At 59.6% G+C, this 14,039-nt stretch carries 13 protein-coding genes; 5 read left to right on the top strand and 8 right to left on the bottom strand.

The genetic code is table 11. From position 1 onward, the window contains the following. Positions 1 to 10: 10 nt before the first annotated feature. The 3 genes from LCH64_RS01755 to LCH64_RS01745 all read right to left on the bottom strand — a co-directional run bounded on the left by LCH64_RS01755 (position 11) and on the right by LCH64_RS01745 (position 4,490). Positions 11 to 1,411, bottom strand: a complete 1,401-nt coding sequence (locus LCH64_RS01755) for a PLP-dependent aminotransferase family protein (protein ID WP_226499288.1) — start codon at positions 1,409 to 1,411, stop codon at positions 11 to 13. Between the two features lie 48 nt (positions 1,412 to 1,459). Further along, on the bottom strand, positions 1,460 to 2,920 hold the full coding sequence (locus tag LCH64_RS01750) for a hypothetical protein (protein ID WP_226499287.1): 1,461 nt from the start codon (positions 2,918 to 2,920) through the stop codon (positions 1,460 to 1,462). A 547-nt stretch (positions 2,921 to 3,467) separates the two neighbouring features. Further along, entirely contained in the window at positions 3,468 to 4,490 is a 1,023-nt protein-coding gene (locus LCH64_RS01745; protein WP_103483494.1) for a zinc-dependent alcohol dehydrogenase family protein, read from the bottom strand. Between the two features lie 270 nt (positions 4,491 to 4,760). Here LCH64_RS01745 and LCH64_RS01740 point away from each other — a divergent pair, with 270 nt between their 5' ends. Beyond that, positions 4,761 to 5,690 (top strand): LysR family transcriptional regulator, encoded by a 930-nt coding sequence (locus tag LCH64_RS01740; RefSeq protein ID WP_007963542.1) that lies wholly within the window; start codon positions 4,761 to 4,763, stop codon positions 5,688 to 5,690. Positions 5,691 to 5,743: 53 nt separating this feature from the next. On the opposite strand, the gene LCH64_RS01735 is transcribed toward LCH64_RS01740, so the two are convergent. After that, positions 5,744 to 6,922 carry a sugar transporter gene (locus tag LCH64_RS01735; protein WP_226499286.1) on the bottom strand — a complete coding sequence of 393 codons (1,179 nt, stop codon included), beginning with the start codon at positions 6,920 to 6,922 and terminating at the stop codon, positions 5,744 to 5,746. 274 nt (positions 6,923 to 7,196) lie between these two features. Between LCH64_RS01735 and LCH64_RS01730 the strand changes: the two genes are divergently transcribed. Beyond that, on the top strand, positions 7,197 to 7,565 hold the full coding sequence (locus LCH64_RS01730; protein WP_003225036.1) for a hypothetical protein: 369 nt from the start codon (positions 7,197 to 7,199) through the stop codon (positions 7,563 to 7,565). Positions 7,566 to 7,597: 32 nt separating this feature from the next. Here LCH64_RS01730 and LCH64_RS01725 read toward each other — a convergent pair whose 3' ends face one another. Together LCH64_RS01725 and LCH64_RS01720 are read right to left on the bottom strand one after the other, a co-directional pair. Beyond that, positions 7,598 to 7,882 (bottom strand): hypothetical protein, encoded by a 285-nt coding sequence (locus tag LCH64_RS01725; protein WP_003225039.1) that lies wholly within the window; start codon positions 7,880 to 7,882, stop codon positions 7,598 to 7,600. A 66-nt stretch (positions 7,883 to 7,948) separates the two neighbouring features. Beyond that, positions 7,949 to 8,359 carry a hypothetical protein gene (locus LCH64_RS01720; RefSeq protein WP_157160366.1) on the bottom strand — a complete coding sequence of 137 codons (411 nt, stop codon included), beginning with the start codon at positions 8,357 to 8,359 and terminating at the stop codon, positions 7,949 to 7,951. Positions 8,360 to 8,458: 99 nt separating this feature from the next. Between LCH64_RS01720 and argP the strand changes: the two genes are divergently transcribed. Then, entirely contained in the window at positions 8,459 to 9,385 is a 927-nt protein-coding gene (gene argP, locus LCH64_RS01715) for an HTH-type transcriptional regulator ArgP (protein WP_103483496.1), read from the top strand. A 76-nt stretch (positions 9,386 to 9,461) separates the two neighbouring features. Here the strand turns inward: argP and LCH64_RS01710 are convergent, their stop codons facing one another. Together LCH64_RS01710 and LCH64_RS01705 are read right to left on the bottom strand one after the other, a co-directional pair. Then, positions 9,462 to 10,010 (bottom strand): GNAT family N-acetyltransferase, encoded by a 549-nt coding sequence (locus LCH64_RS01710; RefSeq protein ID WP_226499285.1) that lies wholly within the window; start codon positions 10,008 to 10,010, stop codon positions 9,462 to 9,464. Beyond that, on the bottom strand, positions 10,007 to 10,564 hold the full coding sequence (locus LCH64_RS01705) for a sigma-70 family RNA polymerase sigma factor (protein WP_103483498.1): 558 nt from the start codon (positions 10,562 to 10,564) through the stop codon (positions 10,007 to 10,009). The genes LCH64_RS01710 and LCH64_RS01705 overlap by 4 nt, the downstream gene beginning before the upstream one ends. A gap of 265 nt (positions 10,565 to 10,829) precedes the next feature. Here LCH64_RS01705 and sctW point away from each other — a divergent pair, with 265 nt between their 5' ends. After that, a complete protein-coding gene (sctW, locus tag LCH64_RS01700; protein WP_226499284.1) occupies positions 10,830 to 11,939 on the top strand; it encodes a type III secretion system gatekeeper subunit SctW in 1,110 nt (369 codons plus the stop codon). Continuing rightward, complete coding sequence (sctV, locus tag LCH64_RS01695) at positions 11,936 to 14,029, top strand: type III secretion system export apparatus subunit SctV (RefSeq protein WP_003225053.1); 2,094 nt, start codon at positions 11,936 to 11,938, stop codon at positions 14,027 to 14,029. The genes sctW and sctV overlap by 4 nt, the downstream gene beginning before the upstream one ends. The last annotated feature ends 10 nt before the right edge of the window (positions 14,030 to 14,039 follow it).

Below are 14,039 nucleotides of genomic sequence, written 5' to 3'. Positions count from 1 at the left end.
ATTTCAACGTTCATTCAAGAGGTGCCAACCGCAGTGCATCGCCCAGCAGCGCAATCGTCCCCGCCAAGCCGGTGTCACTATGATCCAGCAGGTTCAGGCGCAGATGACGACGGTGCAATCCCTGCAAACTGAACAGTTCGCCCGGCGCAATCAATATCTGTTGCCGGAGCAGGCGCTGAAACACATCGCGCATGTCCACCGGACGCAGTGCCCGCACCCAGACGGTCGCGCCGCCTTGCGGTTCGACGACCTGAAGTGCATCGCCCAAACGCTCGCGCAGCAAGTGAATCATCGGGGCCCGACACTCCCTGAGGAGCCTGCGAAGTACGTGCAGGTGCTGGTCGATCCGGCCGTTTCCAAACAGTCGGGCAATGGCTTTCTGACGGATCGGGGACAGTCGGAACGATCGCATCAGAAAATGCCGCAGCATTTCGTTTTTCCATTGGCGCGATAATACGAACCCGTAAGGGGCCTCGATGCCAATGATTTTCTCGAAGGAGGAGAAGATCAACAGCCGGTCAGGATCCAGCCGATCACGCAAGCGCTCGCCGTCCACTCCCTCGCCAAGCTCGCCATAGCAATCATTTTCCAGCACCCAGGTGCCATGCTCGCGAAGCAGTCCGGCAATGATGTCGCGGTTATCCGCAGGAACCTGCGTGCCACGGGGCATGCTCAGGCCCGACGACAGGAGAATCAGCCGCACGCTTTCAGTCTTGAGCAGTGTTTCCAGAAGTTGCGGCTCCAGCCCGCCACACGCCAGCAACGGCAGCTCGATCACGCGCACCTCTGCCGCCTGCAGCAACCGCAGTATCAACCAGTCACACGGCGACTCGACCAGAACGGTTGCGTGTTTGAGTTGCAGAACGGCAACCAGGATTTCCAGTACCCCGCGCAGATCCGCACCGATGTAGACATCCTCGGCATGCCAGCATTGCCTCGGCGAGGTGGTGTAGCGGGCCGCCAGCGCAGCGCGCAACTCAGAGTCACCACAGGGCTGGCCGAGCAACAGTGGCTGCCGAGGGTACTGCCGCAGCAGTTCGCGCTCCATCAACAGCAACGGGCTGTCCAGCGATTGGAGTGAAACCGGATCTTCGGCACTCAACAATCGCATCCCCGGGCGCCGCGCATTGACGTAGACCGTTTCGAGCAGATCATTGCCAAACGCTGGCTGCGTAACCTGCGCCACCGCCCGGGCGTAGTACCCGGACTTGGCGACTGAATAGATCCTGCCTTCCTTCTCCAGCAACGAATAAGCGTATTGAATGGTCGAGATCGATACGTTCAGACGATTGGCCAACTGGCGCAACGACGGCAGCCTGGCGTTGCCGTCGCCGGCCGACTCCGCTATCAGCCGCATCAGGTAGCGATAGACCGCCTGATAAGCAAAACCGGGCTCCCGCGCAGTCTTCATGGGCCCAATACCGTTGACACAGATGCGCCGAAGAATGGAGCGCTCACCTCAACGTTCCACTGATCGCTCACCCACGCTGGCGTCGATAGCCGTTTGGTGTGCGGCGTCTGCTGCGTGCGGGGCGGCGCCACGCACCGGCAATGACTCCATGGCGTAGAGACGACTGATCAGCCTGACCGGCAAACCACTGACATCCGTCATCCATTGCAGCACTTGCTCCGGGCCGTGCAGCCCCTGCATGGCACGATGCAAATCGGGCATCGCCACCAACATGCCGGGATGACAACGGCGCAGGAACCGCTCGAGGCCGGCACCACGGTCAATGAACGGCGTGAACAACAGGCAGATCCATTGGGTTTCATTCAAGTCATAGGTCGCGTGAATGCAATTCGCCGCGGCCTCGCGCAGTTCATCCAGCGCCGGCTGTTGCCCCAATCTGGCAATCATCTGCTCGCATACCGGTTCCGGCACCCGTTGCTGCTGCATGGTCGCCAGCATGTGCTGAACATGTTGGGAAAACCCGGTTTCATAGCTGCGGCCGTCGAGGAACTCCGCCTCCAGGCCGCGCAAATGGGCTTCGATCAACGGGTCGGCGTATTCGCCCTCGCCTTGGTGGAACACCCACTCCTCTGCCTGAAACCCGAGAAACTCGCTGAGCAGCGGCCAGCGTTCTTCCAGGTTGCCCACCGCCATGTCGTGAATGTCGACAAACGTTGTGCGACGGCATGACTCGAACCCGTCTTCCGGACGCCAGCAGCGGCGCTCGGATTCGGCGTAAAAACCACGATATAAGTCCCCTCCCAATCCGTCGAGCAAGGCGAACAGCTCATCGAATGTTCCGGCATTGGGCGGCAGCGCACCGAGACCCGCCTTTTGCACCGCCCGATCGAGGTTATCGATGAATTGCTTTTGTCGACGCGGCGACTCGCTGGCAACCCAGGCGTCGACACCATTGCCCCAGCGGGCGATCTGGCCGCAAAACTCCGCCCAGGCCAGGCATGCGTCATCCCACAACTCAAGCTTTTCGTCCGAGGCCCGTCGATGCCCCATCATCAGAAGGTTGGTGCGATTGGCTTCCGTACTGTCCTTGTCGGGTGGCGCCAGGTGATTGAATGGCAACACCTGACGATGATCCACCATCAGCAACTCGACCCGGGGATCGTCGTACAGAAACAGGGCGGCGAAGCTGCGGTGCATATTTCCGGGCGCTGCCCCCGCTCCGCTCCAGCGCAACGTGGCCACACGCAACTGAAAAGTGGCCGGCGCTCGACCAGCGATACTCAGTTGCGCGGCGCGCAGCAACGCCAGGGTATAGCAACTGTCACGGGTACCGGACGGCGTCACCATGACCTTGTATTCACCCATGCGCTCCATTCCACCGGCGGCGACCACCAGCCGCTGAATCAGCAATTGCAATGCTGTGCGTTCGGCTCTGGAAAAGAAGCTCAGCAGACGCTGCAATACTTGCTGATAGACATAGTTCATTGCCTGATCATGGATCGTGCTCATCAGTACTTTACCCGGCGTAAAAAATTCATATCGCGCATCAGCAGTGAAGCTGGCGCAATAAATTCATCAATAAGTAATAGACGATCAAATACTAACACTTATGCTTTTGAAGTTATTTGAAACACTTGACGCATGGAAGTCGATATCTTCACCGCTCTAGGTGACGCAAACCCCCGTCACCATTGAGTTTTCCCTGAGTGAAAAATATCTGAGGAAACTTCTTACAGCGTCCCACGAACATTGAGTACAAGAAAAGCAGAACGACAATAGGAAATAACCTACAGCCATTAAACAGAAACCGGTATATCGCCCACAGGAGGAAATATTAAACACGGCAAACAAAACAGAATGCACAGACATGGCTCATTCCTTGAGATGAAAGTAATCATTCAATTATCAGGGCTTAAATGCCGATTAGAAGATACAGATAGCGGACAAAAACCGGTTCAGATACGCAACCGGCCACACACCCTGTCCGGCATGTCTGATTATTGGCGAGGGGTACAACGCAAGAGTCCGTGGGGCCACGGACTCTGTTTGGAGGGCGTTACGCAGGTTCGACCTGAAGGGCGACCCGTTCGCGGCATGGGCATTCGTCCATGTAGCGATGTGCTTCGACGAACTCGTTGAACGGGAAGACCCGAGTCTTGAGTGGCAGCAGTACGCGGTCGGCGGTGAGCTGATTGATGTCACGCAGGGCACGCTGCAAGGCGACGTGGTCCTGGGTGATGCCCAGCTCGGGCTTACCGGTGAAGTTACCGATGCAGTGTACGAAGAACTGAATGTTTTTCTGGAACGCCGCACACGCCGGGAATGGTGTCTGGTTACCACCCTGCAGACCGTACAGAACCAGGCTGCCACGTGGCGCGAGCACATCGCCGAGCAACGACATCTGCGGGCCGCCGAGACCATCGAATACCACGTCGACACCACGGCTGTCGGTGATCTTGTTGATGCGCATCAACAGATCTTCTTCCTCGGTGACGATGACTTTCTCGGCACCCAGCGACAGCAGGTATTCGCGCTCTTCAGCGGTTTTCGTCGCCGCGATCACCCGCACACCCAGGGCTTTGCCCAACTGGACAAAGGACGGGCCTGCACAATGGCTGGCGTCAGTGACCAGGGCAAACTGCCCGGGTTTGACCCGTGCCAGATCGGCATAAGCGAAATAGGCGATCAACAGCGGTGTGTAATGCACGCTGGCTTCGACCGGGCTGAGCACATCCGGATAGCGGGTCAGCGCGGTGCGTGGCAGCACGATCTGCTCGCCATACACCGGATAGTCGTTCGGACTTTGCGCCGGGAAACTGGCCACCTTGTCGCCAACCGACAGATCGCCGATACCGTCGCCGACGGCGGTCACTACACCGGCCATTTCATGGCCGAGACCGGACGGCAGGCGCGCCTGGGACGAGGCCAGGTTCTGACGCCAGAGAATGTCGTACCAGCTGATGCCGATCGCTTCGACACGCACCTGCACTTCGCCGGGACCTGGCTGAGCGGCCGCATGCTCTTCGCATTTGAGCACCTCGGCCGGACCAAACTTGTGAAAACGGATCGTGCGGGACATCGCAAACCTCGTCAAAGTAACCTCTAATGCCCTGAACTCTATCTGGGCTTTTGACCCAAGACTATCAGTGGCTATTAATAGTCGACATGCCTGTCATTGATTCCGCAGTATGGACGGCATTGGCAAAATCGATGAAAAAAATACCGCAACCGGCTCGGTAAAGCTGAATTTAGCGGTGCAGAGTACCAGCCTTTCCCCGTAATATTCATGCCGGCCATTGTTCTCATATGGCCGCTCTCGTCAAGCTTGATGACTCTGCCAGGACTCCAGATGAATCGTAATGACCTGCGTCGTGTCGACCTGAACCTGTTGATCGTATTCGAAACTCTGATGCACGAACGCAGCGTGACCCGCGCCGCCGAGAAGCTTTTTCTTGGCCAGCCGGCAATCAGTGCGGCGCTCTCGCGCCTGCGCAGCCTGTTCGATGACCCGTTGTTCGTGCGCACCGGGCGCAGCATGGAACCCTCCGCCCGCGCGGTGGAGATCTTCGCCCTGCTCTCCCCGGCGCTCGACTCGATTTCCACCGCCGTCAGCCGTGCGGCTGAGTTCGATCCGGCCACCAGCACTTCGGTATTCCGTATCGGCCTGTCCGACGACGTCGAATTCGCCCTGCTGCCAATGTTGCTCAAACGTCTGCGCGCCGAAGCACCGGGCATCGTGCTGGTCGTGCGTCGGGTCAACTACATATTGATGCCGGGGCTGCTGGCTTCTGGCGAAATCTCCATCGGCGTCAGCTACACCACTGACCTGCCGGCCAACGCCAAACGCAAGGTACTGCGTCGCAGCCAGCCGAAACTGCTGCGCGCCGACACCGTGCCCGGCCCGCTGAGCCTGGATGACTACTGCGCGCGCCCGCATGCGCTAGTGTCGTTCGCCGGCGACCTCAGTGGTTTTATTGATGAGGAACTGGAGAAGCTCGGGCGCAAGCGTCATGTGGTGCTGGCCGTGCCGCAATTCAACGGTTTGAGTACGTTGCTCGCCGGCACCGACATCGTCGCCACCGTACCGGATTACACCGCCGATGCGTTGACGGCTGCCGGTGGCGTGCGGGCGGAAGACCCGCCGTTGCCGACGCGCACGTTTGAGCTGCACATGGCGTGGCGCGGGTCGCAGGATAATGATCCCGGGGAGCGTTGGTTACGGTCGCGGATTCAGATGTTCTTCGGCGACCCGGACAGTCTCGAGTTGCCTGCGCATTAAGCAGGCAACGTTTTAAATGAAATGCGCCCGGCGGCGGCTTGTAGTCCTTGAATTCAAGCCACGGACCGGGCCAGGCGATACAGCGACAGGCAGTAAAACGCCAGCGCCGACGCCGCCAGCATCCCGCCCACCACCCCAATGTAAGCAAAGCCAAACTGACTCCCCACCCAACTCCCCACCAGTGCCCCGCCGCCGATACCGATGTTGTAGATCCCTGAAAACAACGCCATCGCCACGTCGGTAGCGTCCGGAGCCAGCACCAGGACTTTCGACTGTAACGCCAGCCCGAAGCCCATGATCGCCATCCCCCAGAACACACTCAGCACGCCGAGGTATGAGACGTTGCCGCTCAACGGCAACAGCGAAACCAGGCACAAGGCGAGCAACGACACGCAGATGATCAGAAAGCGCTGCGGGTTATAGCTGTGCAGGTAGCTGAACAACAGCGAGCCGAAAATGCCGGCGCCACCGAACAACAACAGCAGGAGCGTCACCACATCGCCGCTCATGCCCGCTACGGTCAGAACGAACGGTTCGATGTAGCTGTAGGCGGTGAACTGTGCCGTCACGACCAGCGCCGTCAGCACATAGATGGCCACCAGTGCCGGCCGCTTCAACAACACGGGCAGACTCTTGAGCGAGCCGGAGTTCTGACTGGGCAACAACGGCAGCACCTTTGCCAGACAGAACACCAGCGCCGCCGCAAAGCCGGCGATCACGATGAACGTGGTGCGCCAGCCCATGGCCTCGCCCAACAAGCGGCCGAGGGGAATGCCCAGCACCATCGCCAGCGAAGTACCGGTTGCCAGCAAACCCAAGGCCTGAACCTGTTTGCCCGGCGGCGCGAGGCGTACGGCCAGAGACGCGGTGATCGACCAGAACAGCGCATGCGACAGCGCCACACCGATCCGGCTCACCAGCAACACACCGAAGCTGGTCGCCAGACTCGACAGAATGTGACTGGCGATAAACATTCCAAACAGCACGATCAACAGCCGTCGGCGCTCGACGTTGCGTGTCAGCAGCATGATCGGCAGCGACGTCAAAGACACCACCCACGCATAGATAGTCAACATCAGGCCAACCTGCGCGGTCGACATGTCGAAGCTGCTGCCGATCGAACTCAACAGACCGACCGGTACAAACTCGGTGGTGTTGAACACAAACGCAGCCAGTGCCAGGGCAATCACTGCGTACCAGTTGCCGTTGTTTGTCGCCGTAGAATCACTCATTTAAACGTCGTATTACTCTTCGATGATCGTGCGTAATTGTACGCATGCGATCCGTGCCCATCTGTCGGTTTTTTAGTACACCCATTGCCGAAAAGCCTCATACGACAGGTGGTTCGATGACGACTGTACTATAAAGATTTGGTGACTTGTCCAACGGGTTGAAGCACTCGACGTTCACTTTCGAGTGTCCCTCGATCCCTCAAGCACAGGCATCAGGCCAGCGGACCAGGACGTGCAGCCCCTGAATGTATGACCTCACTTCCTGGAAATCCCCATGAAAACGCCTCATACCTGCGCTGCACGCGTCATTCCCCTCCTTTTCCTGACATTCAGCGCTGCCGCCACGTTAAGCGGTTGCATGAGCGCTGAACAACAAGCGGCTGAAGACCGTCAGACATGCGCCGGTTACGGCTACGTACAAGGCTCTACCGAGTTTGCAAACTGCATGATGATCTCCGACCAGAAACGCAAGAAAGCCGTTGCCGACTGGCAAGCCCAGCAAGATCGGGAGTGGCAACAGAAAACCGCGAAACCCGCCATGCAGGAATGTAATACCACCGAAAGCGTCGACGTTCAGGGTGACGCGTCAGCCGATGGCCAAACCACACGAACCAAGTCCAACACGGTATGCATCGGTCAATAAGGCGAGGTCTTGAATGAAACCATCTGCCCCGCTCATTGCCCTGAGTAGCCTTTGACGCGCATGCAATCATTCGTCAGGTCGATCTGTTTTTCCGCAATGACGATCCCGTCACCCACGGCACTGCCCATGCCGTGAGTTGTATCGTTTGCAGCAGGGCTTGAATGGTAGCTGGCGGTCGCGGCCTTGGCCTGATACTGGCATTCAGCTTTGTCGTGCTGGATATCAGCGGCACTCGCGCCGGGCCTGGACCAGTCATGCACAGATGTCACACAGGCGCTCAACAGCGTCGCAAGCAACGCAATCATCAATAACTTCATGGTGTGTACCGCCGATAGATTAAAAGTTGCAATGTTTCTGGCTGGTTCGAATCGCCGAAACAGCGATCACTTGCAGACGAATGTCACGTTAGCCACGTCATTCCCGGGATCGAGCGGCAAGCGCGATTGCACGTCAAACACGTCGATCTGCTTGCCGAGCGAAGCGCACTTCTTCCCGGCGCCGCTAAGCGCCATCCGACGGGCCTCGGAATGAGTGTGGCGGGACGGCTGTGTTTTTGCCGAGACCTGATACTCATAAGGACCGAGTTTCAGGTCGTGGGATTGCCAGACATAGTTGCCGACCAATGCAATGGCGCTCACAGCGATGATCATATTGAGTTTCATGGCAAGTATCGGACGCTGCATATTTGAATGCTCATCACGCCCACCTTTCTCTGTGAATAAAGCCTCATTGCTGTCATTCGGAAAATCGGATGACACCCGGTGCAGTGTGTTGCGCGGGCTGTAACCGCTCACTGTCGCCGCCGAGCAATGATTGAGCAGCGCTATGTTTAAGTGAAGAAAAACGCAGTATCTTTCAGTAACGATTAGAAATACTTAACCAGAGCGACAGCCATGCAACTCGACGCAAAACAGATGCAGGCGTTCCTCGCCGTGGTCGACAGCGGCAGTTTCGAGAAGGCTGCGGAACGTCTTAACGTGACGCCGTCGGCGGTGTCGCAACGCATACACGCCCTTGAAGTTCGCCTGGGCAGCTCGGTGGTGGTGCGCGGTCGCCCGTGCGAGCCGACGCTGGCGGGCAGAAAACTGATGCTCTATCTGCGTCGTGCAACCGTGCTCGAAGAAGAACTGCTGAACGAGCTGACCGGCGATGAACAGGATCACCTGCGCGTGGTCATTGCCGTCAATGGCGACACGCTGGCGACATGGTTCTTTCCGGCACTGGCCGAGATATTCGTCAGCGAGAATATTTTGCTCGACGTCGTGGTCGACGATCAGGATCACACCTATGCCTTGCTGGAAAGCGGCCAGGTCATCGGCTGCATCGGCACGCGTTCGCAGCCTATGCGCGGTTGTTTCGCTGAGCTGCTGGGTCCGGTGCGTTACCAGTTGGTCGCATCGCCAGAGTTTCAGCAGCGCTGGTTTGCCAAAGGCCTGACCCGCGCGGCGGCACGCAAGGCGCCGGTATTTGCCTATTCGCGCAAAGACACCTTGCAGTCGGAGTTCATGCAGTCACGCTTCGGCCTGCACGCAGACGCTTACCCCACGCACTACCTGTCACTGCCAGAGGCTCGTCTGAAAGCCATTCGCCGCGGACTCGGCTACGGCATGGTGCCGTATATGCAGGTCAGCGATTTGCTGAAAAGTCGCGAACTGGTGGATGTGGCGCCGGGGCATTTCACCGATGTCGAGCTGTACTGGCATGCGTGGGCGCTGCAATCACCGCGCATGGAAATGCTCTCCGAGCGCGCCGTGCACGCAGCACGACGGATCTTGAGCAGCAAAGGACCGGTGAAGCGCTCGACCATGTCTAGGAAGTAACCAGCGCCGCTGCCGAGGCTGCCCTCGGCAGCGGCGACGCGAGTCACCGCTGCACAGCAGCAGATGCACATCTGCCTCAGTCCGGCCCATCCTCAAACAACGGTAGACCAAACAGCAACACGTCCGCCCGCTCCTCGCCAAACCGGGCGATACCTGGCAAGCGGGCCCAGAGTACCGCGCCGATGGATTGCACGATGTGCTGGCTAGGCACGTTGGCGGCCATGATCCAGGCGACCAGGGTTTCCAGGCCGAACTGACGCCCGAGGATCACCGTCGCATGGCCCAGGCGCACGCCGATGCCACTGCCGTAGCGGTCGGCGCGCACATAAATGGCGGTTTCGCCGGTGTTGCGGCAGGCCTGGGTGCCCCAACTGAAGCGGTTGATCGACAGCCAGCCGACCACTTCGCCGCCGCGTTCAAGCACGTAGACGGGCAGGCCATCGCGCTTGTACAGATTGATATAGAAAGTCACTTCCTCAAGCGTCATCGGCCGGGTCACTGGCGAGTTGGCACCCGTGCCGGCGGTTTCGTTGAAGATCTCCATCATCGCCGGCAGGTCGGCATCGCAGGACTCACGCACACCGCGTGGCAGGGTCATGGGTTGGCTATGACGAAATCCGTTCATGCGCTGGCCCTCCCGGTGTAGACACTGGACTTCAACTGGCCCCGGGCCCTGGCCAGACGTGAACGCACCGTGCCGATGGGCACGCCCAGTTGCTGCGCGGCGTCCTGATAGCTGATGTCGGAATCCACCACCAGATCGATCACCGCGCGCATGTCCACCGACAAGTCGTCGATGGCCTCCAGCGTGCGCCTGAGCAGACGCTGGTGCTCGCTGACCTGGCTCGGGTCGTGGCCATATTCCAGACTTTCGATGCCCGCCTCTTCCAGCACCGCGCACTGCGGCCGGCGATAGAAGTTCTTGAAGTGATTGCTGACCAGGTTAGTGGCAATGCCGAACAGCCAGGTTTCCGGTTTCGACGCCCCGGTGTACTTGTGCTGGTTGCGCCAGGCTTCCAGATAAGTCATCTGCATCAGGTCATCGACATCGGCCGGGTTGAACACTCGCTTATTGATGAAACCGCGCAGCTTTTTCTCGCTGCTGTGTGCCAGTCCGCCCAGGTCCAGTTCGATGGCGGCAATGACTTTCGCTTCCGTTTGAACACTACTCGATTCCACGCTTGTTCCCTCATCACTCACGCTATGCCGACAGTGGCGGGAGGGATAGAGAGCAGCGAGCGTACCAACCTTGGTACTTTTCCAACTTGTTGTTTTTGAACACTTTTAAAAAACGAAAAGCGCGTTTTTTGCCATTTGTTGCACTTTCGACAAAATGCCTGTGCCAGTTCTTGCACAGTCAAACGGGCCGCTTCGCGCCCAGGGAACCGGACGCCGGCAAACGCCACTCACTGCACACCTGAATAGCGGTGGAACGTGCGCCTCCATGAAAATTTCCAACTACAACGATGCCCTGCCACTGGACTTGCTGCCGCGTCCGCTGTTTGGCACCGAAGCCACTGCGGCCACGGCGAAGAACCCGCTGATCGACTCCATGGAAGAGGTGGCCCTGAAGTTCAGCGAAAGCATCGAGCGCCACAGCAAGAGCCTCGACGAGCGCCACATCAGCGATGCTTCCCGAGGGCAGCGCGTGGAGCGCATCGAGAAGCTCGTCGAGCTCTATCGCCTGCTTGATCACGGCGACCAGCCGAGCCTCGAACAACAGGCGCGGCGCATGCAGCAGCAACTGCAACAGCAGCCGTCGCTGCAGGCGGCGCTGAGCGTCGCGGACAACGATCCGGCGCGCACCGACATCCTGCTGCAACAGGCGATGCGCCTGTCATTGGCTGAAGGTCTGGACGGCGAGGCGCAGAACACGCGCGAGCTGATCGACGAATTGCGTCTGGTGCACGGTGACAAAATCCGAGCGGGCTTCAATACCGCCAGCGCCATCGCCCTGTTCAGCCGCGACCCGCAGCAACGGGCGGCGATGCGTCGGCTCTACTACAAAGCCATCGTCGGCCAGCAACCCTTGGCCAGTCTGCTCGAAGCCCTGCTCGAACACTTCAGTGAAGAGCAATTCGCCCGAGGCCTGCGCACCTTGCAACGAGCGCTGGCGGACGACATCGCCGCCCTTTCGCCCTCGTTGCCCGGTAACGTTCTCGGCTCGATGTTGCGCGGCTTGGGCTCCTGCGGGCAGCTCAACAATCTGATCAAGGCTTGCCACGACCTGTTGCAGCGTTTGAGCCAGAAACAACGCCGCGAAAGCATGACGCCGCTGGCCATGAGCAAACGGCTGCTGCGCTTTTGTGCCAACGGTTTCTTCGCCCGCGACCTGACGCTACTCAGCGATGACACTCTGGACAACGCTCCGCACTTGCAGCCGCTGTATTTCAACGGGCTCTATCCACTGCTGCAAAACCTCCCGCTGGTGTTGTGGAAGGACCTCAAGACCCGGCAAAACGGCCTGCGCCTGTTGCATAACCTGATGGAGCAACTGGCCCGGCAAGAACGCCAGGCCATGGGGCTGGTCGAGCCGGGGCGAGGTCTGCAATGAATCGCCTGATCCACGCCCTCAACCGCCTGGCGCTGGCGGTGATGCGCCGCACCGAAATTGTCGGCGCCGTGATGGTCATGGCCATCGTGTTCATGATGATCCTGCCGCTGCCCACCGCATTGGTCGACGTGCTGATTGCGCTGAACATCTGCATCTCTTCGCTGCTGATCGTGCTGGCCATGTACCTGCCGCGACCGCTGGCGTTCTCGACGTTTCCGGCGGTGCTATTGCTGACCACCATGTTTCGGCTGTCGCTGTCGATCGCCACCACCCGCCTGATCCTGCTGCAACAGGATGCGGGGCACATCGTCGAAGCCTTCGGCAGTTTCGTGGTGGGCGGCAATCTGGCGGTGGGTCTGGTGATTTTCCTGATCCTGACCATCGTCAACTTTCTGGTGATCACCAAGGGCTCGGAACGGGTGGCCGAAGTCGCCGCGCGCTTCACCCTGGATGCCATGCCCGGCAAACAGATGTCGATCGACAGCGACCTGCGCGCCAATCTGATCAACGTGCGTGAAGCCCGTCAGCGGCGCGAGCAACTGTCCAAGGAAAGTCAGTTGTTCGGTGCCATGGACGGTGCGATGAAATTCGTCAAAGGTGACGCCATCGCCGGTCTGGTGATCGTCTTTATCAACCTGATCGGCGGCTTCTCCATCGGCGTGCTGCAAAACGGCATGCAGGCCTCCGACGCCATGCACCTGTACTCGGTGCTGACCATCGGCGACGGCCTGATCGCGCAGATTCCCGCGCTGCTGATTTCCCTGACTGCCGGCATGATCATCACCCGGGTGGCGCCGGACAGTCAGGCCGGCGACGCCAACATCGGCCATGAAATCGCCGAACAATTGACCAGTCAGCCCAAGGCCTGGGTGTTTTCCTCGATCGGCATGCTCGGCTTTGCCGCGATCCCCGGCATGCCCAGTCTGGTGTTCATCAGCATCAGCCTGATTTGCCTGTTCAGTGGCCTGATTCAGCTGTGGCGCATTCGCCAGAAGCAGATTCTCCAGGATCACGACGGCGCCACCCGCAATGGCGCGCCCGAGCTCAATGGCCGCGAAGACATCCGCCGCTTCAATCCGTCCCGCGCGTATTTGTTGCAGTTCCATCCCGCCCACAAAGGCAGTGCGGCGCTGGAGCGTTTGCTGCACGGCATTCGCCAGCGACGTAACACCCTGGTGCACCGTTTCGGCCTGACCTTGCCTTCGTTCGATCTGGAGTTCAGCGAGGATTGCGCCGAAGACGAATTTCGATTCTGCGTCTACGAAGTGCCGCTGATTCGCGCCACCTGGAGTGAAACCCTGCAAGCCGTGCATCTGCGCCAGTGCGGGGAGCTGCACGACGGCGAGCCGGGGCGCGCGGAGCGTGATGAAAGTGAATGGGTGTGGTTTGCCCCCGACCATGCGCTGTTGCGCATGAGCAGTGTCGAGCCGGTCAGTGCCGAGGAACTGATCCTCGAACGCATGAGCCGCGCCTTCCAGGCCACTGGCCCGCAGTTCATTGGCCTGCAGGAAAGCAAGGCGATCCTCGGCTGGCTCGAAAGCGAACAGCCGGAGCTGGCGCAGGAGCTGCAACGTACCCTGCCCCTGGCGCGTTTCGCCGCCGTGCTGCAACGGCTGTCCGCCGAGCTGGTGTCGCTGCGCTCGGTGCGGCCGATTGCCGAGACGCTGATCGAACAAGGGCAACACGAACGCGACCTGAACGCCCTCACCGATTACGTGCGCATCGCCCTCAAGGCACAAATCTGCCACCAGCACACCGAACAAGGTGCGCTCAATGCGTGGCTGATCACCCCGGAAACCGAAGTGCTGCTGCGCGACGCCCTGCGCCAGAGCCAGAACGAAGCCTGGTTTGCCCTCGAACCGGAACTGGGCAATGCCCTGCTCGAACAACTGCGCCACGCTTTCCCGCTGCGCTCGCGACCGGCGCCGGTGCTGCTGGTGGCGCAGGACCTACGCAGCCCGTTGCACGGTTTGCTCAGGGATGAATTCAACCATGTTCCGGTGCTGTCCTTCGCCGAGTTGCTGTCCTCGGTGCAGGTACAGGTGCTGGGACGCCTCGATCTGCAAGAAGCCCATGCCTTGATGGCCTGACGGAGTGATG

The organism is Pseudomonas sp. MWU16-30322 (genome assembly GCF_020515535.1).
Lineage (GTDB): Bacteria > Pseudomonadota > Gammaproteobacteria > Pseudomonadales > Pseudomonadaceae > Aquipseudomonas > Aquipseudomonas fluorescens_H.
Note: the sequence above shows the minus strand (reverse complement) of the source record. Positions and strands in the feature narration are given on the sequence as shown.